We start from the raw sequence: 19,509 nt of genomic DNA on the forward strand, positions 1-19,509 counted from the left end.
CCCAGGCCGCGCAGGCAGCAGGCGGCGCGGGCATCGCGGCGCTGGAGGCTGAGGTGGAGCGCGCCGCGCGACCTGGACGCGCCCGCTGCGCGGCTGGTGCAGGAAAGCGCAGGCCGGGCGCTGCTGGCGCTGGGCGAGGTCGAGGCCCTGTTCGCCTCCGGAACGCTGGTGGTCGATGCCTGCCGCCATGCGGTGCGTGCGGGGGGCGTGGTGGTGCCGCTGGCGGGCCGGCCGGTGCTGTTCGCGCTGGCGCGCGTGCTGGCCGAGGCCTGGCCGGCCGATGTGTCGCGCGAGGCGCTGGCGGCACGCGTGTTCCGGGCCCGCGAGGCCGACGAGTCGTACCGCGCGCGGCTGCGCGTCGAGCTGGGCCGGTTGCGCCGGCTGCTGCGGCCGGTGGCCGGGGTGCATGCCACGGCGCAGGGCTTTGTGCTGGTGCCGCGCCATCAGCCTGTGGCCGTGCTGGCGCGGCCCGTGGAAACGGCCCAGGGTGCGGTGGATGGGGCGGTGCTGGCGCTGCTGTCCGATGGCGAGGCCTGGGCCAGCTCGGCCCTGGCGCTGGCGGTGGGCGCCAGCCAGCGCAGCGTGCAGAGAGCGCTGGACGCGCTGGCGGCCCGCGGGCTGGCGCAGCCCGTGGGACGCGGCCGTGCGCGCCGCTGGATGGGCCGGTCCGCGCCGGGATTCGCGACGGCTTTGTTACTCCCTGCGGCGCTGCCCGGTGACTAGCATGGACTCACCGCCATTGATGGCATCACGAAGGAGTTCAGCATGAAAGCAGCGACTGCAGAAATCATCCGCGAGTACGGGCCTTTTCCCGGCATCACGCATGTGCACGGCGTGTCCTACGACGGCCGGCAGGTCTGGTTCGCCACCGGCGACCAGGTGCAGGCCATGGATCCCGACAGCGGCGAGATCGTGCGCGCCATCGACGTGCCGGGCCATGCCGGCACGGCCTTCGACGGCCGGCACCTGTTCCAGATCGCCGAGGACCGCATCCAGAAGATCGACCCGGCCACCAGCCGCGTGCTGGCCACCATCCCCGCGCCCGGCGGCGGCGGCGACTCGGGCCTGGCCTGGGCCGAGGGCTCGCTGTGGGTGGGGCAGTACCAGGCGCGCAAGATCCACCAGATCGACCCCGAGACGGGGAAGGTGCTGCGCACCATGGATTCGAACCGCTTCGTCACCGGCGTCACCTGGGTGGACGGGGAGCTGTGGCACGGCACCTGGGAAGAGAACCGTAGCGAGCTGCGGCGCATCGACCCGGCGAGCGGCGCGGTGCTGGAGCGGCTGGAGATGCCGCCGGGTACCGGCGTGTCGGGGCTGGAGTCCGATGGCGGCGAGCGCTTCTTCTGCGGCGGCGGGGCCAGCGGCAGGCTCCGGACCGTGCGCCGGCCGGCGCGGCCGAAGTAATCCGGCTCAAAGCGGCCGCACCAGCTCCGCCACGCCGGCCCAGGGCTCGCTGGCGAAGGCCTGGGCCAGGTGCTCGATCAGTGCCTGCACCCGTGCGGGGCGGTTGCGGCCCGGCGGGGTCAGGATGTGCAGCGCGATCGGATCCACCTGCCAGTCTTCCATCACCGCTTCCAGCGCACCCGTCTGCAGCTCCTGCCAGACCAGGAAGGCCGGCTGCAGCGCCACGCCCAGCCCGGCCAGCAGCGCGGGCGTCAGTGCCTCGGCGTTGTTGGCCTGCATCTGCACGGCCATGGCCTGCGTGAATTCGCCGTGCCGCGCATGCTTGAAACGCCAGTGGGTGCCGGTACGCGCATAGGTGTATTGCAGCGCCTTGTGCTTTGCCAGATCGCTGGGGTGGCGCGGGCGGCCATGACGCTGGAAATATTCGGGCGAGCCCACGAGCAGGATGCGTACCTTGCACAGCTGGCGGGCCAGCAGGCTGGAATCCACCATGGTGGCAATGCGCAGGGAGAGGTCGAAGCGGTCGCCCACCAGATCCACCTGCTGGTCGTTGAAATGCACGTCCAGCTCCACATCGGGGTGGGCCTGCAGAAAACCCGGCAGCGCCGGCGCCAGACGCGCGATGCCGAAGGACATGGGCGCGGACATCCGGATCACGCCGCGCAGGCTCACGGACTGCTCGGCCACCTCGGCTTCCACGGCCTGGCCTTCCTCGAGGATGCGCGAGGCGCGCTCCAGCGCCGCGTGGCCATTGGCGGTCAGCGACAGGCGGCGCGAGGTGCGGTGGAACAGCGTGGTCTTCATGCGCGCTTCCAGCCGTGAGACGGCCTTGGACACGGTGGCCTGGGACAGCGAGAACTCGGCCGCGGTGCGCGCGAAGGAGCCGGTTTCCGCGACCTTGGCAAAGATAGCCCACGCTTCCAGGTCTGGCAGTTTATTCATGGTGGCTATGGAGCAGAGATAGGGAGGACAGCCCGCAATATGCCAGCAGTCGGCATGGCGGCGCATGCCAAAAACGGAAAGGATGGAATTCCATTCCTTGGCTTCTCAGCGTGATCTGCGGTTCCTAGACTGGCTCCATTGCATCAACGAGTCCGCAGGAGAACACCATGATCGAACGCCGTCCCCTGGAAAGCCTGGGCGCCGCCCACCATGGCTGGCTCGACGCCAGGCACCATTTTTCCTTTGCCGAATACCACGACCCCGAGCGTGTCCACTGGGGTGCGCTGCGGGTGTGGAACGACGACACCATCGCCCCCGGCTCGGGCTTTCCGCCGCACCCCCATGCCGACATGGAAATCATCACCTATGTGCGCGAAGGTGCCATCACCCACCGCGACAACCTGGGCAACCAGGGCCGTACGGTGGCCGGCGATGTGCAGGTGATGAGTGCGGGCACGGGTATCCGCCACTCCGAATACAACCTGGAACCCGGCGTCACTCGCATCTTCCAGATCTGGATCCTGCCCGACCGGCAGGGCGAGCGGCCGGCCTGGGGTACCAAGCCCTTCCCCAAGGACGACCGCGCCGGCCGCTTCGTGACGCTGGCCAGCGGCGCCGAAGGCGACGACGACGCGCTGCCGATCCGTGCCGACGCCCGCGTGCTGGGTGCCACGCTCAAGGCCGGCGAGAGCGCCGAATACCGGTTCGCCGAAGGCGACCGCTATGGCTACCTGGTGCTGGCCAAGGGCCGCGCCGAGGTCAATGGCGTGCCGCTGGATGCCCGCGACGGCGCCGCGGTGCATGCCGAGAAGAGCCTGCGCATCACCGCGAGCGAAGACGCCGAGATCGTGCTGGTCGATGCCGGCGCGGTGCATTGAGTTCTCTTCCCCGTTTCCTTCACCCACCCTCCACCACCCTCAAGGAGTTCACCATGCCCAAGAACCGCTACACCGAAGTTCTGACCCCCCAGAACAGCCAGATCATCTTCATCGACCAGCAGCCGCAGATGGCCTTCGGCGTGCAGTCCATCGACCGCCAGGTGCTGAAGAACAATGTCGTGGGCCTGGCCAAGGCGGCCAAGGCCTTCGGCATCCCCGCCACCATCACCACGGTCGAGACCGAAAGCTTCTCGGGCCACACCTATCCGGAGCTGCTGGCCGTCTTTCCCGAACACAAGCTGCTGGAGCGCAGCTCGATGAACTCCTGGGACGACCAGAACGTGCGCGACGCGCTGGCCGCGGGTGCCGCCCAGGGCCGCAAGAAGATCGTGGTCTCGGGCCTGTGGACTGAGGTCTGCAACACCACCTTCGCGCTGTCGTGCCTGCACGACACCGACTACGAGATCTACATGGTGGCCGACGCCTCGGGCGGCACCTCGCTGGATGCGCACAACTACGCCATGGACCGCATGGTGCAGGCCGGCGTGGTGCCCGTGACCTGGCAGCAGGTGCTGCTGGAGTGGCAGCGCGACTGGGCGCGCCGCGGCACCTACGATGCGGTGATGGACATCGTGCGCGAGCATTCGGGTGCCTACGGCATGGGCGTGGACTATGCCTACACCATGGTGCACAAGGCGCCCGAGCGCGTGCAGCACGGCGAGACCGTCGGCCCCAACCCCGCCCAGGCCTGACCCCCCCCGCGCCGCGGCCCCTCGCCACAGGAGTGACACCATGAAGCTCTACGCACTGTCCCTGGGAGCCGGCCTGCTGGTCGGCGTGGTCTACAGCCTGCTGCAGGTGCGCTCGCCCGCGCCGCCGCTGGTGGCCCTGGTGGGGCTGCTGGGCATCCTGGTGGGCGAGCAGATCATTCCTGTCGGCAAGCAGCTATTGCAGGGCACGGCCTTCAGCGCCGCCTGCGAGCAGGCCGAGGCCACCGAGCATGTGCTTGGCCAACTCCCCGGCAGGCCCGGCAGGCCCGGCAGGCCCGGCTGCCAGAAGCCCGGCGCGGACCAGCGCCAGGGCTGACACCGGCCCCCACTTCAAGGAAACTGTCCCATGAGCACGCGCAGAAAAGTCCTGGGCTCTGCCGCCACCCTGGCCATGGGTGGCCTGCTGGGCTGCAGCATCCCCTCACGCCAAGGAGCCTCCATGACCGACCAAACGCCCGACGCCAAGCCCGACGCCATCTTCCATAACGGCCGGTTCACCACGCTGAACCGGGCCCAGCCCACGGCCACGGCCGTGGCCGTCAAGGACGGCCGCTTCATCGCCGTCGGCTCCGATGCCGAGGTGCTGGCCCTGGCCGGCAGCGGCACGCGCAGGATCGACCTGCAGCGCCGCAGCGTGCTGCCCGGCCTGTTCGACAACCACACGCACGTGATCCGCGGCGGCCTGAACTTCAACCTCGAGCTGCGCTGGGACGGCGTGCGCTCGCTGGCCGATGCGCTCGACATGCTCAGGCGCCAGGTGGCCGTGACCCCGGCGCCGCAATGGGTGCGCGTGGTCGGCGGCTTCACCGAGCACCAGTTCGTCGAGAAGCGCCTGCCCACCATCGACGAGATCAACGCCATCGCGCCCGACACGCCGGTGTTCCTGCTGCACCTGTACGACCGTGCCCTGCTCAACGCCGCCGCGCTGCGCGCCGTGGGCTACACCCGGGACACGCCCGCGCCGCCCGGCGGCGAGATCGTGCGCGACGCCAACGGCAACCCCACGGGCCTGCTGCTGGCCAAGCCCAATGCCACCATCCTCTACGCCACGCTGGCCAAGGGGCCCAAGCTGCCGCTGGACTACCAGGTCAACTCCACGCGCCACTTCATGCGCGAGCTCAACCGCCTGGGCGTGACCGGCGTGATCGACGCGGGCGGTGGCTTCCAGAACTACCCCGAGGATTACGAGGTGATCCAGCAGCTGGCTGATGCCGGCCAGATCACCGTGCGCCTGGCCTACAACCTATTCACGCAAAAGCCCAAGGAGGAGAAGGCCGACTTCCTGAAGTGGACGTCCTCGGTCAAGTACAAGCAGGGCGACGACTACTTCCGCCACAACGGCGCCGGCGAGATGCTGGTGTACTCGGCCGCCGACTTCGAGGACTTCCGCCAGCCGCGCCCCGACATGCCGCCCAGCATGGAGGGCGACCTGGAGGAAGTGGTGCGCGTGCTGGTGCAGAACCGCTGGCCCTGGCGCCTGCACGCCACCTACGACGAGACCATCAGCCGCGCGCTCGACGTGTTCGAGAAGGTGCACCGCGACACGCCGCTCACCGGCCTGAACTGGTTCTTCGACCACGCCGAGACCATCTCCGACCGCTCCATCGACCGCATCGCCGCGCTGGGCGGCGGCGTTGCCGTGCAGCACCGCATGGCCTACCAGGGCGAGTACTTCAGCGAGCGCTACGGCGCGCGCGCCACCGAGGCCACGCCGCCCGTCAAGAAGATCCTCGAGCGCGGCGTGAAGACCTCGGCCGGCACCGACGCCACGCGCGTCGCCTCGTACAACCCCTGGGTGTCGCTGTCGTGGATGGTCACCGGCAAGACCGTGGGCGGCCTGCAGATGTACCCCGAGCGCAACCTGCTCGACCGCGAGACCGCACTGCGCATGTGGACCGAGAACGTCGCCTGGTTCAGCAACGAGGAAGGCCGGCGCGGCCGCATCGAGGTCGGCCAGTTCGCCGACCTGATGGTGCCGAGCAAGGACTACTTCACCGTGCCCGAGGACGAGATCTCGTTCCTCACGTCCGAGCTCACCGTGGTCGGCGGCCGCGTGGTCTATGGCGCGGGCCCGTTCCAGCAGCACGACGACAACCCGCTGCCGCCCGCCATGCCCGACTGGTCGCCCGTGCGCCGCTTCGGCGGCTACGGCGCCTGGGGCGAGCCCGAGGGCGCGGGCCGGAATTCGCTCAACCCGGCCCGCTACCGCAGCCTGGCTGCTGCCTGCGGCTGCGGCACCAGCTGCGGCCTGCACGGCCACAGCCACGCCAGCGCCTGGGCGTCCAGCGTGCCGTCCTCCGATCCAAAGAGCTTCTTCGGCGCGCTGGGCTGCTCCTGCTGGATGGCCTGAGGCAGGGAGACATGCCATGACAAGCCTCAGCCTTGAAAACCGCCTTGCGGTGATGGCGCGCCCAGTCTTCGGCAGCGCGGCCATGCGCTTTGTCGCCTACCTGGGCCTGTGCGCGGCCTATCTGCAGGGCGGGTTGGTCAAGCTCACCCACTTTTCCGGCGCCCTTGGCGAGATGCAGCATTTCGGCCTGGCGCCGGCGCCGCTGTTCGCGGTGCTGGTGATCGCACTGGAGCTGGGCGCCTCGGCGCTGGTCCTCATCGGCCGGCTGCGCTGGCTGGGCGCGCTGGCGCTGGGCGGCTTCACCCTGCTGGCGACTTTCCTGGCGCTGCGCTTCTGGGAGCTGCCCGCGGGGCAGGAGCGCTTCATGGCGGCCAATGCCTTCTTCGAGCACCTGGGCCTGGCGGGCGGCTTCCTGCTCGTGGCCTGGCTGGACCTGCGGGAAAAGGAGTACGCATGACTGCTACCAGCAACGCATCTGCGGCTGCCGGGTCCGCCCCGGGCCTCTGGGCACAATGCCGCGCGCCGGTGCTGCTCGCCATCGTGGGCGGCGCCATAGACACCATCGGCTTCATCGCGTTGCTGGGCTTCTTCACCGCCCATGTGACCGGCAACCTGGTGCTGGCCGGCGCGGCCTTCGCCAAGGGCGGGGCGGGCCTGTGGATCAAGCTGGGCGCGATCCCGCTGTTCATCGCCACGGTCATGCTCACCAAGCTGTGGATAGACCGCTGCAGCCCGTCCTCCAGGACCCTGGGCTGGCTGTTCGTGGGCGAGGCCGCGTTCCTCACCGGCTTCATGCTCGCGGGCCTGCAGCTGGAGCCTTTCCGCGACCCCGATGCCGGCGCGCTGGCGCTGACCGGCGGCCTGGGCCTGGTGGCGCTGGCCATACGCAACACCGCCAGCAAGACGCTGATCAAGCACATCAGCCCCAGCACCATGATGACGGGCAACACCACCCAGTTCGGCATCGACCTGTCCAACTACGTGCGCCATCCCGGCAGCGAAAACCGGCAGGCGGTATGCAAGAGCGGCAGCGTGGTGGGCGGCTTCGTGCTCGGCGCTTTCCTGGGCGCGGTGCTCTACCAGCACCTGGGCTTCTGGAGCGTGCTGCCCTTCCTGCTGGCCGTGCTGTACCTGGCCCGCCTGGCCTTTCGCCAGCAGCCCATTTGACGGAGGTGCCGCCATGAACAAGAGCCGCCTGGAATCCTTCAGCGACGGGGTCATCTCGGTGAGCCTGACGCTGATGCTCTACCAGATCCAGCTGCCGGCCGAGTTCACCTGGAGCGGGCTGTGGAGGGAGGCGCACAACTTCTTCGGCTACGTGCTCAGCTTCATCTATGTAGGCATTTACTGGAACAACCACCACCACCTGTTCCTGGTGGTGCGCGGTATCAACGGCCGCATCATGTGGGCCAACCTGAACCTGCTGTTCTGGCTGACCATGATCCCCATCACCACCACCTGGGCCGGCAGGTCGGGGCTGCTGGCGCTGCCCACCGCGCTCTATGCCGCGGTGCTGTTCATGTGCGCGCTCTCGTACTGGGGGCTGGAGCGTGTCATCATCGCGTCGGAGGGCCGGGATTCCGTGCTCGCGCGCACCCTGGGCAAGGACCTGAAGGGCAAGCTCTCGCTGCCCGTGTACGCGCTGGCCATTGCCGTCAGCTTCTACAGCACCATGGCCGCGTTCGTGATTTTCACGGCCATGGCCGTGCTCTGGTTCCGGCCCGACCCGCGCATCGAAAAATACCTGGCGCAGCAGAACGAGCAGCAGCGCTGACCGCCCGCCTTTCCTGGAGCCCCCATGCCCGAAACCCGCAGCACCCCCGCCCCCCTGAGCCACTTGCTGGGCTTCAATGCCGGCTATGTGGACACGGCGGGTTTCCTGGCGCTGGGCGGCCTGTTCGCCGCGCATGTGACGGGCAACTTCGTCACGCTGGGCGCGGCGCTGATCCACGGCAGCGCGGGTGCCGTCTCCAAGCTGCTGGCGCTGCCCGTGTTCTGCGTGGCCGTGGTGCTGGCGCGCCTGGCCAGCAATGCGCTGGTGGCGCGGCAGCAGGCGCCCCTGCGCAGCCTGGTCGCGGCCCAGGTGCTGCTGCTGGCGCTGGCGGCGGCGCTGATGCTGGGCTACGGCCCGTTCGCGGACGGCGACGCGCCGCCCGCGTTTGCCGCCGGCATGCTGATGGTGTGCGCCATGGCCGTGCAGAACGCCATGCAGCGCATGCACCTGGCCCAGCTGCCGCCGTCGACCCTGATGACGGGCAACACCACCCAGGTGATGATCGATCTGGCCGACCTGTTCAAGGGCCTGCGGGGCGATGCGCGCGGCGCTGCCATGGGGCGGCTGCGCAAGATGCTGCCCGCCATCGCCAGCTTTGCCGTGGGCTGCGCGCTGGCGGCGCTGGCCTATGTGGCCCTGGGCATGTGGTGCTTTGCGCTGCCGCCGGTGGTGGCGGCGCTGACGCTGCGCTACAGCAGCGATTCATGATGAAAATGGCTGTAGCGCCCGTCCATCAAGCGCTAAAAGCTATTAAATAAATAGCAGTCAAGCCATCAACCCCGGGCGATCAGTGCCGCCACGGCCTCGCCCACCTGTGTGGTATTAGCCGTGCCGCCCAGGTCCGGCGTGCGCGGGCCGTTCTTGATGACTTCCTCGATGGCGGCCACGATGGCGTCGTGCGCGGCGCGGCCGGCGCCCTGGCCCTGGGTCAGGAAGTCCAGCAGCAGCGCGCCCGACCAGATCATCGCGATGGGGTTGGCGATGTTCTTGCCGTAGATGTCGGGCGCCGAGCCGTGCACCGGCTCGAACAGGCTGGGGAAGGTTCGGTCGGGGTTCAGGTTGGCCGACGGCGCCAGGCCGATGGTGCCGGTGGTCGCCGGGCCCAGGTCGGAGAGGATGTCGCCGAACAGATTGGTGGCGGCCACCACGTCGAAGCGGCCCGGCTGCAGCACGAAGCGCGCGGTCAGGATGTCGATGTGCTGCTTGTCCAGCGTGACCTCGGGGTACTGTTTGGCGACCTCCTCGGCGCGCTGGTCCCACCAGGGCATGCTGATGGCGATGCCGTTGCTCTTGGTGGCCAGGGTCACATGCTTCTTGGCACGGCTCTGGGCCAGGTCGAAGGCGTATTTCAGCAGGCGGTTGGCGCCGTGGCGCGAGTAGACCGACTCCTGGATCACGATCTCGCGGTCCGTGCCCTCGTACATGATGCCGCCCAGCGAGGTGTATTCGCCCTCGGTGTTCTCGCGCACCACGTAGTAGTCGATGTCGCCGGGCTTGCGGCCGGCCAGCGGGCAGGGCACGCCCTCGAACAGGCGCACCGGGCGCAGGTTGATGTACTGGTCGAACTCGCGGCGGAACTTGAGGAGGGACCCCCACAGCGAGACGTGGTCGGGCACGGTGGCCGGCCAGCCCACGGCGCCGAAGAAGATCGCGTCCATGCCCGAGAGCTGGGCCTTCCAGTCGTCGGGCATCATCTGGCCGTGCGCGGCGTAGTAGTCGCAGCTGGCCCATTCGAAATGGTGGAATTCGAGCTGCAGGCCGAAGCGCTGGCTGGCGGCCTGCAGGGCGCGCAGGCCCTCGGGCATGACTTCCTTGCCGATGCCGTCGCCGGCGAGGACTGCGATGTGGTACGTGGTGGACATGGGCGGTTTCCGTCGTTGAAAGTGCTGGGGCGTATTCTCATACCCTGCGTTTATGAAGACAATCCCGTACTTGTAGTCTGATTGTTTACGGATCGTGTTCAAAAACCTGCTGCCCGACGACCTGCGCGTCTTCCTCTCGGTGGTGCGCCGCGCCAGCTTTGCCGCGGCGGCGCAGGAGCTGGGCGCCTCGCCCGCCTATGTGAGCAAGCGCATACGCCTGCTGGAGGCCGAGCTGGGCGTGCAGCTGCTGCACCGCACCACGCGGCGCGTGGCGGTCACGGAGGACGGCGAGCGCGTGTTCGGCTGGGCGCAGCGCATCCTCGACGACATCGACCACCTGGTGCAGGACGTGAGCACCGCCGCCGGCGAGCCGCGCGGCCTGCTGCGCATGAGCAGCAGCTTCGGCTTCGGCCGCAACGTGGTGGCGCCGGCCATGTCGCAGCTGGTGGCGCGGCACCCGGGCCTGCAGGTGCGGCTCGAGGTCTTCGACCGCCTGGTCGACGTGGCGGCGGAGGGCATCGACCTGGACGTGCGCGTGGGCGACGAGATCGCGCCGCACCTGATCGCCCGCAAGCTGGCCGACAACCACCGCGTGCTGTGCGCCGCGCCCGCCTACCTGCAGCGCAAGGGCCTGCCGCGCGGCATCGCCGAGCTCTCGGCGCACGACTGCCTGGTCATCAAGGAGCGCGACCACCCGTTCGGCGTCTGGAAGCTGCGCGCCGGCGCCGAGGAGCGCACGGTGAAGGTGACCGGGCCGCTGTCGGCCAACCACGGCGAGATCGCGGTGCAGTGGGCGGTGGACGGCCACGGCATCGTGCTGCGCTCGGTCTGGGACGTGGCCGCGCTGCTGCAGTCCGGCCAGCTGGTGCAGGTGCTGCCCGAGTGGCGCCAGGAGGCCAATGTCTGGGCCGTCTACCCCACGCGGCTCGACCGCTCGGCCAAGGTGCGGGCCTGCGTGGAGTTCCTGCAGGACTACTTTCGGCAGGCCATGCCCTGAAGCCAGGCAGGGCTCAGGCGCGCTGCGCCTCCAGCACCTGGGTGAACAGCGACTTGCCGTCCAGGTCCTTGAGCGTCACGGTCAGGGCCTGGCTGCGGTGGTCGATGTCCACCTGGCCGAAGAACTGGTAGCCCTCGGTGGGCGCCGAGTTGTCGTAGCCCGCGCCCTTCTGGTAGACGACCTCGCCGCCGAAGGTCTTGTCCATCTCGTTCGGGCCGAAGCCGCCGGCGTTCAGCGGGCCGGAGACGAATTCCCAGAACGGATCGAAGTCCTGGAACTGCGCGCGCTCGGGGCTGAAGTGGTGGGCCGCCGTGTAGTGCACGTCGGCGGTGAGCCAGACCACGTTCTTGATGCCCGCGTCCTTGATGCCCTTGAGCAGGCGCGCCATCTCCATCTCGCGGCCCTTGGGCGCGCCGTGGTCGCCGTTGGCCACGGCCTCCCAGCGGGCGCGGCCCTCGGCGTCCTTGCCGTCGGGCACGAAGAGGCTGATCGGCATGTCGGCGGCGATGAGCTTCCAGGTGGCGCGGCTCTGCTTCAGGCCGGCGAGCAGCCAGTCCACCTGCGGGCGGCCGAGGAACTCGGTGTCCGGGCCCTCGCTGGTCTGCAGGTTGTGGGTGTTGGGGCCGCGGTAGCTGCGCATGTCGAGCACGAAGACATCGGCCAGCGGGCCCTGGGGCAGGTGGCGGTACACGCGCTGCGACTCGGCGGCGCCGAAGTGGCGCATCGGCGCATAGTCCATGAAGGCGCGCTGGCCGCGCGCGGCCAGCAGCTGCACGTTCTTCTCGGTGTAGCGCGCGTCGGCGGCCACGCTCTTGCTGTCGGAGTAGTTGTTGCTGACCTCGTGGTCGTCCCACTGCCAGATCTGCGCCACCTCGCTGCCGAAGGCGCGCACGTTGGCGTCCATCAGGTTGTAGCGGTGGCGGCCGCGGAACTCGTCCAGCGTCTCGGCCACCTTGGCGACCTCGGGCGTGACCAGGTTCTTCCACAGCGTGCCGTCCTTGAGCTTGAGCTCGGCGGGGATGGGGCCGTCGGCATAGATGGTGTCGCCGCTGTGCAGGAAGACATCGGGATTGGTCTTGCGCATGGCCTCGTAGATGCGCATGCCGCCGAAGGCCTCGTTGATGCCGAAGCCCTGGCCGGCGGTGTCGCCGCTCCACACCAGGCGTAGCGGGCGCGTGGCCGGGCCGCCGCTGGCCTCGGGCGTGCGGAAGTGGCCTTGCACGGCGGGCGAGCGCACGTTGGCGCTGGCCAGGTCTTCGAGCACCACGCGGTAGAAGATGTCCTGCCCGGCGGGCAGGCCCTGCAGGTCGATGCGGCCGGTGCCGTCGCTGGACGCGAGCAGGTCGGGGCCGCGCAGCCGGGTGGCGTTGGCGAAGCTGGCGGTGGTGGACCATTCCAGCCACAGGCGCGCATCGCGGCTGGCGCGGGCCCAGACGATGGCGCGGTCGGCCAGCACGTCGCCGCTCTGCACGCCCGAGGGCAGCAGCGGGCGGGCGGCGTCGCGGGTGATGGCGGCGGGCGCGGCCTGCGCGCGCAGCACGGCGGGCAGCAGGCCGGCGCCGGCCACGGCGGTGGAGGAAAGCAGGAAGCGGCGGCGGGGGAGAATCAATGGCATGGCATCGAGGAGGCAAAGCTGAACAGCCGGCCCAGCTTAGGCTGCGCGGATGACATGCCCGTGAATGCGCCTTCGGTCCCAGGACCTGCGCCCATGGCCCCCGCGATCCATGTGCGTGATGCGATCAGACCCTAATCCATCTTCACATTGGCGGCCTTCACCACCGCCTCCATGCGCTGTTTCTCTTCGCGGATGAAGGCCGCGGCTTGCGCGGGCGGCGTGAGCTGGAGGTCGTAGCCCTGCGCCACCAGGGCCTGCGTGGCCTCGGGGGCTGCCACGCCTTTCACGAAGCCCTGGTAGATGCGCTGGCGCTCGGCATCGGCAAGGCCTGCGGGGCCGATGGCGGCAATCCAGCCGTTGAGAACATAGTCGGGCAGGCCCTGTTCGGCAATCGTGGGCACTTCGGGCAGGGTGTCGGAGCGCCGGGTGCCGGTGACGCCCAGGGCGCGCAGCGCGCCGGTTTTGACATGCGGTGCGGCCGGCGCCACGGCCACCACGCCCAGCTGCACCTGGCCGCTGAGCAGGTCGTTCATCAGCTGGCCCATGCCGCGGTACGGGATATGCGGAATCTGCAGGCCTGCCTGCTGCACGAACATGGCCGCGCCCAGGTGCAGGATGGTGCCGTTGCCCGAGGAGCCGTAGTTGAGCGCGCCGGGGTTGGCCCTGGCATAGGCCATCAGCTCCTGCAGGTTGCGCACGGGCAGCCTGGGGCTGGCCACCAGCACGAACGGCGTGGTGCCGATGATGGTGATGGGCGTGATGTCGTTGATCGAGTCGAACGGAATGTTTCTGTACAGGCTGGGATTGACGACATGGTTGTTGCTGACGATGGCGATCGTCGAGCCGTCCCTGGGCGCACGCACCAGCTGGGCCGTGCCGGTGATGCCGCCCGCGCCAGGCAGGTTCTCGATCACCAGCGCCTGGCCCAGCACCTTGCCCACGCTGGGGGCGATGGCGCGGATGGCGCCGTCCGCCCCCGAGCCGGCCGACAGCGGCAGGATGACGCGCAGCGGCTTGTCGTGCGGCGCGGCATGGGCCAGCGGCGGCAGCGCGCTGCCTGTCGCCCAGGCGGTGGTGGTGGCCAGCCATTGGCGGCGGCTGATGCGTGGGCTTGTCTTCATGCCTTGTCTCCGGAATGCGGGCTGTTCCCGTCTATGTGGTGTGGATCGCTGTCAATCAGTGGGCGTTGGGCTGTGCGCTGTCAGCCCGCCACGGCGCCGCTGGCGCGCAGCGCGGCGATGGCGGCCGCGTCGTAACCCAGGCTGTCCAGCAGCTCCTGGGTGTGTTCGCCCAGCCGGGGCGGGTCCATGCGCACGCCTAGGCGTTCGCCCGCCATGCGAACCGGCAGCAAGGTGGCCGGTGCCGTCTGGCCGGCACGTTCGCCGTCGGTCAGGCGCACATCGGCCAGGCCGCCCGTGGCGCGCAAATGCGGATCGTCCCGCAGTTGCTCGGGCTTGCTGATGGGGGCATAGGGCAGGCCGTTGTCCTCAAACCGCTTGGCGATGTGCGCGGCCGTCATCGGCGCAAAGCGCCGGCGCAGCTCGGACAGCAGGGTGGGGCGAAGGCGCACGCGGTCGTTGTTGGTAGCGTACTGCGGGTGGGCCAGCAGGTCGCTCCAGCCGAAGGCGTTGCACATGGCGGCCCATTGCGCATCGCTGACGGCGGCCAGGAAGATCTGCTCGCCATCCAGCACGGTGAACACGTCGTACACCGACCAGGCCGAGATGCGGTTGGGCATGGGCTCGGCGGCCTGGCCGGTCACGGCGTACTGCATCATGTGCTGGCCCACGAGGAAGACATTGTTTTCGAACAGCGCGGAGTCGATCTCCTGGCCCTTGCCGGTCTGCGCGCGCTGTATCAGCGCGGCCATCGCGCCGATGGCGCCGAACATGCCGCCCATGATGTCGTTGACGCTGGTGCCCGCGCGCAAGGGGTCGCCGGGGCGGCCCGTCATGTAGGCCAGGCCGCCCATCATCTGCACCACTTCATCGAGCGCGGTGCGGTGCTCGTAGGGGCCGGGCAGGAAGCCGGTGTGGTTCACGTAGATGAGCCGCTCGTTCAGCCTGGAGAGCGCGGCATAGTCCAGGCCGTATTTGCGCATCACTCCAGGCTTGAAGTTCTGGGCCACCACATCGGCCGTGCCGGCAAGGCGGATCGCCGCTTCCAGCCCCTGCGGCTGGCGCAGGTCCAGCGCGATGCTTTTCTTGTTGCGGTTGAACATGGGGAAAAAGCCTGCGCCTGCGCCCAGCAGGTGGCGGGTGCGGTCGCCGTCCACCGGTTCGACCTTGATGACTTCGGCACCCAGGTCGGCCAGCACCATGCCGCAGGTCGGGCCCATGACCATGTGGGTGAATTCGACCACGCGCAAGCCGGCCAGAGGAAGGGAGGGCGATGGGTGAGGGGAGGATGAGTTGCTCATGATTTGGTAGCTGCTGGCGCTCTGTTGGCAAGCGCTAGAAGGTGTTTCGATGAAAAATCCGTTCAAAGGCAGGCGGTGGCCGTGTCGGGCATGGGTCCGGCGTGGGGGCGGATCACGCCCGCCCGCCACAGGCTGCCGTGCAAGGGTTCGTTCGGCAGCCACTGCTGCAACTGCCGGCGCAGCTGCAGCAGGGCCGGCACCTGCGTGCCGGTCTGCGCGCCCATGCGTTCGAGCATGTAGGCCAGGTCTTCGGTGGCCACATTGCCGCTGGCGCCGGGCGCATGCGGGCAGCCGCCAATGCCGCCCAGGCAGGCGTCGAAGCCGCGCACGCCGGCCTGCCAGGCCGCATAGGCATTGGCCAGGCCCATGCCGCGCGTGTCGTGGAAATGCGCGTAGCGCAGCCTGTCGCCCACCCGATGCACGGCCTTGTCAAACAGGCGGCTGACCATGGCCGGGTCGGCATGGCCCACGGTGTCGGCGAGGCTGACGCGGTCGGCGCCGGCGTCCAGCAAGGCCTGCAGCAGGCGCAGCACTTCGGCCTCGGACACTTCGCCCTGCAAGGTGCAGCCGAAGGCCGTGCCCACGCCGCCTTCGATGATGGTGCGGCTGCCCGAGGCATCGCGTGCCGCACGGATGCGGGCCACTTCGGCCACGACCTCGTCCGGCGTTTTGCGCAGATTGGCCAGGCTGTGGGCATGGCTGGCCGACAGCGGCACGATCATCGCGTGCGCGCCGGCTGCCAGGGCGCGCTCCGCCCCCTTGAGGTTGGGCACCAGCACGGAAGCCACCAGGCCGGGCAGCTGCAGCGCATGCTGCAGCACGGCTTCGGTATCGGCCAGCTGCGGCAGCAGGCGGGCGGGCACCATGGAGCCCACCTCGATCTCGCGCATTCCGGCGGCATGGGCGGCATCGACCCAGCGGCATTTGTCGGCCGTGCCGACGATGGTGGACACGCTTTGCAGACCGTCGCGCAGGCCGACTTCGCGAAGGGTTGCAACGGCAGGGGGATGGGTGGTTGGCAAGAGGCAGTCTCCGTGGGCGTTGTTCGTGCTGAATTCTAGAATTTCCAATGCATCAGCAATAATCAATTTCGGAAGCTGTTAGATTCCATAATGGAAATTCAATGACCGTCATGCCCGCCTGTTCGCTTCCTAGCTCCGAGACCGATGCGGCATGTCGGATACAACGCCGGAGATTCCCATGCATGACCTCAGCCTGTTGAACCTGCGCCTGTTCGTGCAGGTGTGCGAGCAGCGCAGCATCGCCAGGGTGGCACAGTCCGAAGTGCTGGTGGCATCGGCCATCAGCAAGAGGCTGGCGCAGCTGGAACACCAGGTGGGCGCCGACCTGTTCCTGCGCGAAAAGCGCGGCCTGAAACCCACGGCAGCCGGCGAGACCTTGCTGGAGCATGCGCGTACCATCCTGGCGGCGGCCAGCCACATGCAGCAGGAGATGGCGGCCTACGGCAAGGGCGTGCAGGGCCAGGTGCGCGTATTGGTGACGGCCTCGGTGATGGCCGAGTCGCTGGCCGAGGACGTGGCCCGCTTTCTGCAGCAGCCCGCGCACGCCAATATCCGCGTGACCCTGGAGGAGTGCGTGAGCCCGGATGTCGCGCGCGGCGTGCGCGAAGGGCGTGCCGCCATGGGCATCTGCTGGGATGCGACGGATCTGTCCGGCCTGCAGACCCGGCCGTACCGCAGCGACCATCTGGCCGTCGCCGCGCATCGCAGCCACCCGATCGCGCAGTTGCGGCAAGTGCATTTTGCCGACGTGCTGGACTACGAGCATGTCAGCATGCCGGCCCTGAGCGCGGTGCAGATCCTGCTGACGCGCGCGGCGGCGCAGGAGGGCAAGCACCTGCGCCACCGGGTGCATGTTTCCAACTTCGACGCGGCCTTGCGCGTGGTGCAGGCCAACCTGGCCATCAGCGTGGTGCCGCGTGAAGTGGCGCTGTCCTATGCCGCCTATTCCGATGTGCGCGTGATTGCCCTGGCGGACCCCTGGGCGCGGCGGCGCTTTGCCATCAGCTATCGCGACGAAGCGCAGCTGCCGCCGGCAGCCAGGGCCTTGCGCGACCATCTGGTCCAGGCCAGCCAGCAGGCTTGAATCATGAAAAAAAAGCCATTTGCAGTGCTGCAAATGGCTCGGCCGTGCTTCGCCTGTTACTTCAGGCGGTACGAAATAGCTGGAGATCAGCGGCTCAGCGCGGCCTTGACGGCGGCCGACACCAGGCCCATGTCGGCCTTGCCGGCCAGCCGGGCCTTGACCGCGCCCATGACCTTGCCCATGTCGCCAGGGCCGGCGGCGCCGACTTCGGCCACGATGGCCTGCACGGCTGCGGTGATTTCGGCTTCGGACATGCGCTCGGGCAGATAGACCTTGAGCACGTCGATCTCGGCCTTTTCCACATCGGCCAGGTCCTGGCGGCTGGCGCTCTCGTAGGCCGCGATGGAGTCCTTGCGCTGCTTGATCAGCTTGTCCACGATGGCGATCACGGCCGCATCGTCCAGCTCCACGCGCTCGTCCACTTCCTTTTGCTTCATGGCGGCCTGCAGCAGGCGGATGGTGCCCAGGCGTGCACTGTCCTTGGCGCGCATGGCGGTCTTCATGTCTTCGGTAATCTGGGCTTTCAGGCTCATAACTCTCTCCTGGTGAAGGGCCGGGGCGAAATCGCACGATTGCGCCATGGCTTGAGCGGTCACTGCGCGATGGTCGCAGTGGCCAGAAAACAAAAAACCCGCGCCTGGCGTCCCGAGCGCGGGTTTGCGGCGTTTGACGGCCGACTGTCCTAACGAATTAGTACAGCTTCTTGGGCAGTTGCATGCTGCGAACGCGCTTGTAGTGGCGCTTCACGGCAGCAGCCTTCTTGCGCTTGCGCTCGGCTGTGGGCTTTTCGTAGAACTCACGAGCGCGCAGATCGGTCAGCAGACCCAGCTTTTCGATGGTGCGCTTGAAGCGGCGCAGGGCAACTTCATAGGGCTCGTTTTCTTTGACGCGGATGGTAGTCATTCAATTTCCAGATATATCTGTGCCGACAGCGGGTTCTCGGGAAGATCGGGCCTGAGAGCCATGAACAGCGGTTGTTCCCCGTCTCTATTCAACTAGTATGGCCGACGGGGTAATGCCAGCAAAGTCGAGCATTATAAGGGATGAGTGGGCGATATGTCCAAACCCGGCCCCAATCGTCTCGATACGGCATCGGCAACTCCCTGCGCCAGGGGCGCGAAACGCAGTTGGTGGCGACCCTGAGCGGGTTTGCCAGAGGGTCCGGGTACGCACAAATTGCATACAGTTTGTGAAACTCCAATTTCTTCAGGTTGCCAAGGAAATTGGCTTTTCTCTTTTGCCCATAACGGCTGTTGCCCTAGGAGCCTTGTATCGTGTCCCAGCAGTTTTCCCGTTTCCATATGTCGCGCCGCCAGTGGCTGGCTTCTGCCGCCGCCTTGGCCGCTGCTCCCGGTGCCATGGTCCTGGGCGGCTGCGCCAGCGCGCAGGGCGCAGCCGCTGGTGCGGCAGCCGGCAGCCAGCCCGGCGGCCTGGGCATGGTGGGCGGCCTGTTTGCCGGCTCGCGCAGCGACAAGGGTTTCATGGAGGCTGGCTGGCGCGGGCTGGAGAAGGCGCGCGACGAACTGGGCGTGCAACTGCGCTTCATCGACGGCATTGCGCCCCAGCAGGACAAGCTGGCGGCGGCCCTGGCGCAACTGGCCGAGCAGGGCGCGCCGCTGGTGATCGCCCATGGCGGGCAGAACAACCAGGCGGCCGTCGAAGTGGCGCGGCGCTTTCCGGGCACGCGCTTTGTCGTGACCCAGGGAGCGGTGCAGGCGGCCAACCTGAGCAGCTACGACGTGCTGCAGGAGGAGTCGGCCTATCTGGCCGGCGTGCTGGCCGCGCTGACGACCAGGACCGGCGTGGTCGGCCATATGTCGGGCATCCGCGTGCCGCCGGGGCTCAAGGGCCGCGCGGCCTATGCGGCCGGCGTGCGCGATACCGATCCCAAGGTGCGGCTGCTGACCAACTTCTCCGGCGACCAGGACGACAACGCCCTGTCGCACCGCATCGCCCAGGCGCAGATCGCGGCGGGTGCCGACGTGATCTTCACCATGCTCAACTCGGGCCGCGACGGCGTGACGCGCGCCTGCCGCGAGAAGAAGGTGCGCCAGATCGGCAACGTGATCGACTGGACGGCGGTGGATCCGCAGGTCTTCGTGGCCTCGGCCTGGGCCGACGTGGGCATCGGCGCCTTCCTGGCGGTCAAGGACATGAAGGAGACCGGCGCGCCCCGGCCCGGCATCTACAAGATCGGCCTGCAGGACCCTGCGGCCGTGCGCCTCGTCATGGGCAGGGACGTGCCCGCCAGCGTGCGCGCCAGGGTGGACCAGGCCCGCGCGGCGATTGCCGCGGGCCGGCTCAAGGTGCCCGAGCACTACGAGGGCCCCGAGTTCTCGGCCTGACCGGCTGCTGGACAGGAAAAGGATGGCGCTGCCATCCTTTTTTC

General features: G+C 68.6%; 20 protein-coding genes and 1 pseudogene. 13 read left to right on the plus strand and 8 right to left on the minus strand.

What is annotated here, in order from left to right; genetic code table 11:
* Positions 1-723: pseudogene (locus V8Z74_RS22630) on the plus strand (winged helix-turn-helix domain-containing protein); the annotation flags it as partial.
* A 42-nt stretch (positions 724-765) separates the two neighbouring features.
* A complete protein-coding gene (locus V8Z74_RS22635; RefSeq protein WP_349711374.1) occupies positions 766-1,407 on the plus strand; it encodes a Vgb family protein in 642 nt (213 codons plus the stop codon).
* A gap of 6 nt (positions 1,408-1,413) precedes the next feature.
* Here the strand turns inward: V8Z74_RS22635 and V8Z74_RS22640 are convergent, their stop codons facing one another.
* Entirely contained in the window at positions 1,414-2,349 is a 936-nt protein-coding gene (locus tag V8Z74_RS22640) for a LysR family transcriptional regulator (protein ID WP_349711376.1), read from the minus strand.
* Between the two features lie 167 nt (positions 2,350-2,516).
* Between V8Z74_RS22640 and V8Z74_RS22645 the strand changes: the two genes are divergently transcribed.
* The 8 genes from V8Z74_RS22645 (at position 2,517) to V8Z74_RS22680 (ending at position 8,829) form a co-directional block, all read left to right on the plus strand.
* Complete coding sequence (locus tag V8Z74_RS22645; protein ID WP_066476337.1) at positions 2,517-3,227, plus strand: pirin family protein; 711 nt, start codon at positions 2,517-2,519, stop codon at positions 3,225-3,227.
* A gap of 53 nt (positions 3,228-3,280) precedes the next feature.
* Positions 3,281-3,979: a hydrolase gene (locus V8Z74_RS22650; RefSeq protein WP_349711379.1), complete on the plus strand. Its 699-nt coding sequence runs from the start codon at positions 3,281-3,283 to the stop codon at positions 3,977-3,979.
* Between the two features lie 40 nt (positions 3,980-4,019).
* Positions 4,020-4,313, plus strand: coding sequence for a XapX domain-containing protein (locus tag V8Z74_RS22655; protein ID WP_349711382.1), 294 nt, complete (start codon positions 4,020-4,022; stop codon positions 4,311-4,313).
* A gap of 123 nt (positions 4,314-4,436) precedes the next feature.
* Positions 4,437-6,347, plus strand: coding sequence for an amidohydrolase (locus V8Z74_RS22660; protein ID WP_349711442.1), 1,911 nt, complete (start codon positions 4,437-4,439; stop codon positions 6,345-6,347).
* Between the two features lie 16 nt (positions 6,348-6,363).
* The gene (locus tag V8Z74_RS22665; RefSeq protein ID WP_349711384.1) at positions 6,364-6,804 is read left to right on the plus strand and encodes a DoxX family protein; all 441 of its coding nucleotides are present in this window, start codon (positions 6,364-6,366) and stop codon (positions 6,802-6,804) included.
* Positions 6,801-7,514, plus strand: a complete 714-nt coding sequence (locus tag V8Z74_RS22670; protein ID WP_349711386.1) for a YoaK family protein — start codon at positions 6,801-6,803, stop codon at positions 7,512-7,514. Before V8Z74_RS22665 ends, V8Z74_RS22670 begins: the two co-directional genes overlap by 4 nt.
* Positions 7,515-7,527: 13 nt before the next feature.
* The gene (locus tag V8Z74_RS22675; protein WP_349711389.1) at positions 7,528-8,121 is read left to right on the plus strand and encodes a TMEM175 family protein; all 594 of its coding nucleotides are present in this window, start codon (positions 7,528-7,530) and stop codon (positions 8,119-8,121) included.
* A 24-nt stretch (positions 8,122-8,145) separates the two neighbouring features.
* Positions 8,146-8,829, plus strand: coding sequence for a YoaK family protein (locus V8Z74_RS22680; RefSeq protein WP_349711391.1), 684 nt, complete (start codon positions 8,146-8,148; stop codon positions 8,827-8,829).
* A 65-nt stretch (positions 8,830-8,894) separates the two neighbouring features.
* Here the strand turns inward: V8Z74_RS22680 and V8Z74_RS22685 are convergent, their stop codons facing one another.
* Positions 8,895-9,983: a tartrate dehydrogenase gene (locus V8Z74_RS22685; RefSeq protein ID WP_349711393.1), complete on the minus strand. Its 1,089-nt coding sequence runs from the start codon at positions 9,981-9,983 to the stop codon at positions 8,895-8,897.
* Positions 9,984-10,077: 94 nt separating this feature from the next.
* Between V8Z74_RS22685 and V8Z74_RS22690 the strand changes: the two genes are divergently transcribed.
* Positions 10,078-10,980, plus strand: a complete 903-nt coding sequence (locus V8Z74_RS22690) for a LysR substrate-binding domain-containing protein (protein ID WP_349711396.1) — start codon at positions 10,078-10,080, stop codon at positions 10,978-10,980.
* Positions 10,981-10,993: 13 nt separating this feature from the next.
* On the opposite strand, the gene V8Z74_RS22695 is transcribed toward V8Z74_RS22690, so the two are convergent.
* The 4 genes from V8Z74_RS22695 to V8Z74_RS22710 form a co-directional block, all read right to left on the minus strand.
* The gene (locus V8Z74_RS22695; RefSeq protein WP_349711398.1) at positions 10,994-12,595 is read right to left on the minus strand and encodes an alkaline phosphatase D family protein; all 1,602 of its coding nucleotides are present in this window, start codon (positions 12,593-12,595) and stop codon (positions 10,994-10,996) included.
* 131 nt (positions 12,596-12,726) lie between these two features.
* Entirely contained in the window at positions 12,727-13,716 is a 990-nt protein-coding gene (locus V8Z74_RS22700) for a Bug family tripartite tricarboxylate transporter substrate binding protein (protein ID WP_349711400.1), read from the minus strand.
* 80 nt (positions 13,717-13,796) lie between these two features.
* Positions 13,797-15,014 carry a CaiB/BaiF CoA transferase family protein gene (locus tag V8Z74_RS22705; protein WP_349711402.1) on the minus strand — a complete coding sequence of 406 codons (1,218 nt, stop codon included), beginning with the start codon at positions 15,012-15,014 and terminating at the stop codon, positions 13,797-13,799.
* A gap of 62 nt (positions 15,015-15,076) precedes the next feature.
* Positions 15,077-16,036 carry a hydroxymethylglutaryl-CoA lyase gene (locus V8Z74_RS22710; RefSeq protein WP_349711404.1) on the minus strand — a complete coding sequence of 320 codons (960 nt, stop codon included), beginning with the start codon at positions 16,034-16,036 and terminating at the stop codon, positions 15,077-15,079.
* Between the two features lie 178 nt (positions 16,037-16,214).
* Between V8Z74_RS22710 and V8Z74_RS22715 the strand changes: the two genes are divergently transcribed.
* Positions 16,215-17,120 carry a LysR family transcriptional regulator gene (locus tag V8Z74_RS22715; RefSeq protein ID WP_066477024.1) on the plus strand — a complete coding sequence of 302 codons (906 nt, stop codon included), beginning with the start codon at positions 16,215-16,217 and terminating at the stop codon, positions 17,118-17,120.
* Positions 17,121-17,206: 86 nt separating this feature from the next.
* Here V8Z74_RS22715 and V8Z74_RS22720 read toward each other — a convergent pair whose 3' ends face one another.
* Together V8Z74_RS22720 and rpsU are read right to left on the minus strand one after the other, a co-directional pair.
* Positions 17,207-17,653 (minus strand): GatB/YqeY domain-containing protein, encoded by a 447-nt coding sequence (locus V8Z74_RS22720; protein WP_349711406.1) that lies wholly within the window; start codon positions 17,651-17,653, stop codon positions 17,207-17,209.
* Between the two features lie 157 nt (positions 17,654-17,810).
* Positions 17,811-18,023 carry a 30S ribosomal protein S21 gene (gene rpsU / locus V8Z74_RS22725; RefSeq protein WP_003052999.1) on the minus strand — a complete coding sequence of 71 codons (213 nt, stop codon included), beginning with the start codon at positions 18,021-18,023 and terminating at the stop codon, positions 17,811-17,813.
* Positions 18,024-18,394: 371 nt separating this feature from the next.
* Here rpsU and V8Z74_RS22730 point away from each other — a divergent pair, with 371 nt between their 5' ends.
* Positions 18,395-19,465 carry a BMP family protein gene (locus tag V8Z74_RS22730; RefSeq protein ID WP_349711409.1) on the plus strand — a complete coding sequence of 357 codons (1,071 nt, stop codon included), beginning with the start codon at positions 18,395-18,397 and terminating at the stop codon, positions 19,463-19,465.
* The last annotated feature ends 44 nt before the right edge of the window (positions 19,466-19,509 follow it).

Source organism: Comamonas sp. w2-DMI (assembly GCF_040187735.1).
Lineage (GTDB): Bacteria > Pseudomonadota > Gammaproteobacteria > Burkholderiales > Burkholderiaceae_C > Comamonas > Comamonas terrae.